We start from the raw sequence: 2,325 nt of genomic DNA, 5'->3' as shown, positions 1-2,325 counted from the left end.
CTAGGGTCCTTCTGGCGGATCTCCGTGGAGGAAGGAGCGGCGTCCGGTGCGTGCTCTCGGCGTGCCGCGGGGAAGCCCTCGTAGCGGAGCTACTTGGGGTTTCGCGCGGTGCGCCGAGAGTGCGTGCAGGGCGCCGCGACGCCGCGGAGATCCGTCAGAAGGGCCCTAGCGGCGACAGGGCCCGGCGGCCGCCTTGGCCGCCGGGCCTCGGGGGCTCAGCCGTGGGAGACGGTCAGCCCGTAGAAGCCGACACGTGCTCCGTTTGTCGTGCTGTCGGAGGACGACTGGTTGTACGAGCCCGCCTTGAAGTACTGCTTGTACGGGAAGAAGGACGACGGGATGTCGTAGTGTGTCGTGCTGCCGTTGACCGTCAGGTCGATGGTGTCGCCGCCGGAGACGCCGATCGTGTAGTTCCATGTCTTGCCGACCGACACATGGCCCACGTTGTGCAGCGTCTGGCCGCCGTCGGGGGAGTTCTCGGTGCCGAGGACGATGTCGCCGTTGGCGCGGTAGTACAGCTCCACCAGCGGCTTCGTGGAGGAGCCGCCCGAGCCGAGGTGGATCTGGCCGACGCAGACGTTCTTCGTCACCGACACCACGCGCAGCGTCGCCCGCAGCTTGTGCGAGCCGCCGAGCGACCAGTCCGCGGCGCCGCCGTTGCGGTTCATCTCCCGCAGCTCGGAGCGGGCGTAGTTGGAGTTCGGGGTGGTGACGCCCTTTTCGGGCGCCCAGAACGTCATCGCCCCGTCGCGCTTGTCGGTGTAGAAGTAGTCGTCCTGGAATCCGCTCGCCCCCTGGAGCCGGGACGAGGGGATGGTCGTCGGCTTGCCCGGGGAGCCGACCGGCTCCTGGAGTTGCCATACCGAGAGGTCGAAGTTGCCGCCCAGCGCCTTCGACGGGTCGGCGAAGGCGGCCGCGGGGGAGGCGCCGGCGGGGCCCGCGAGGGCCAGGCCACCGATGGCGGTGGTCACGGTCGCCAGCGCGGTGAGCAGCGTACGGATGCGCATGGGAATTGCCTTCCCGTGGGGGGTTGGTATGGACCGCAGTCCATGTATATGAAGTTGGTGTTTCTTTGTGAACGCCGAGATGTGACGAGACGGTAGAGTCGTGGTGTGTCCGCGTCAATCCTCCGGACGGGTTCGGTGGGGGTGCCCGGGCGACTGAGGCCCTGTCAAGCGGTGGGCAGCCCTTCGCGCCGCCTCGCGAAAACCATGTGTCACCCGGCCACGCCGTGCGCTATGTTCCGCGTGGCGATTCACCAACTGTCATCAAAGGACTGAAGCCCATGGACTCGGCGTCCCCCAGCGGCCGCCGTCGGCACTGAGCGATCGGTGCCAACAACCCGTCTCCTCACGGCGGCCCCACATATCCGTACACCGCTTCCTTCCGCGGCGCCTTCCGCCGCGTTGATCCGTGAGGTCACTTCACCATGGGCACTGACGTCCAGAGTTTCGCCGTAGCCAACCTCCGCCGCCGCCCCGTGCTTGTCGAGGTCGGGGGCTTTGTGGCGGGGTTCGATCCCGGCACCACCAGCCCGTACATCAACTACGCGACCCCCCTTCCCGGTGCCCGGCCCACCGCCCGCGACGTCATGGAGCTGATCGAGGCGTTCCGGGTACGTGAACTCAAGCCCCGGCTCGAGTTCGCACCGGACGCCGCGCCCGAGGTGGAGCCCGCGCTGCGGGGGGCGGGGTTCGGTGTGGAGGCCACGCACGCGTATCTGGTGTGCACTCCGGAACGGCTCGCCGTTCCGCGGGACACGGCGGCCGTTCCGGTGGCGGTTCCGGCCACGGACGAGGACTACCGGGCGATCGACGCCGCGCTGTCCGAGGCGTTCGCAGGTGAGTTCGCCGCGTCCGAGGAGGGGGCGGCCCGGCTGCGCCGCGTCCAGGAGGACGGCGGCGCGATCCGGTTCGTCCGGGCACCCGACGGGGGCTGCGCCGGTGGGGCCACCTGCTCGGCTCCCGCCGTGGGCACCGCCGAACTGGCGGGCGTGGGCACCCGGCCCGCCTTCCGCGGCCGGGGAATCGCCGCCGCGGTCACCGCCGCGCTGACCGGGACGATGTTCGCCCGGGGAGCCCGGTCGGTCTGGCTGGAGTACTCGGGTGAGGGTTCCCGCCGTGTCTACGAACGCGTCGGTTTCCAGCCGCGAGGGACTCGTCTGTACATGAGTCTCGAGAGCTGACGTAGGGGGCTGGGGAGGGCGGCTCGCTCATGGGCCGTCCCTCCCCGCCCGCTCAGGCCGGGTTCAGCCCCCGCTCAGGCCGGGGATTACGGGGTGTCCGCCGCGTGGAGAGGCCTCGCCCCTGGACCCCGGGGTCTGGG

2 protein-coding genes are annotated in these 2,325 nt (G+C 70.2%); one reads left to right on the top strand and one right to left on the bottom strand.

Going from position 1 to position 2,325, the window contains the following annotated elements; all coding sequences use genetic code 11:
* Positions 1 to 215 precede the first annotated feature (215 nt).
* A complete protein-coding gene (locus GWI24_RS43470; protein ID WP_210951527.1) occupies positions 216 to 1,007 on the bottom strand; it encodes a polysaccharide lyase family 7 protein in 792 nt (263 codons plus the stop codon).
* 422 nt (positions 1,008 to 1,429) lie between these two features.
* On the opposite strand from GWI24_RS43470, the gene GWI24_RS43465 reads away from it, so the two are divergent.
* A complete protein-coding gene (locus tag GWI24_RS43465) occupies positions 1,430 to 2,185 on the top strand; it encodes a GNAT family N-acetyltransferase (RefSeq protein WP_210951526.1) in 756 nt (251 codons plus the stop codon).
* Positions 2,186 to 2,325: the final 140 nt, after the last annotated feature.

This window comes from Streptomyces sp. MK37H (assembly GCF_018035285.1).
Taxonomy (GTDB): Bacteria; Actinomycetota; Actinomycetes; order Streptomycetales; family Streptomycetaceae; genus Streptomyces; species Streptomyces endocoffeicus.
The sequence above is the reverse complement of the archived record's forward strand: the minus strand, read 5'-3'. Positions and strand labels throughout refer to the sequence as shown.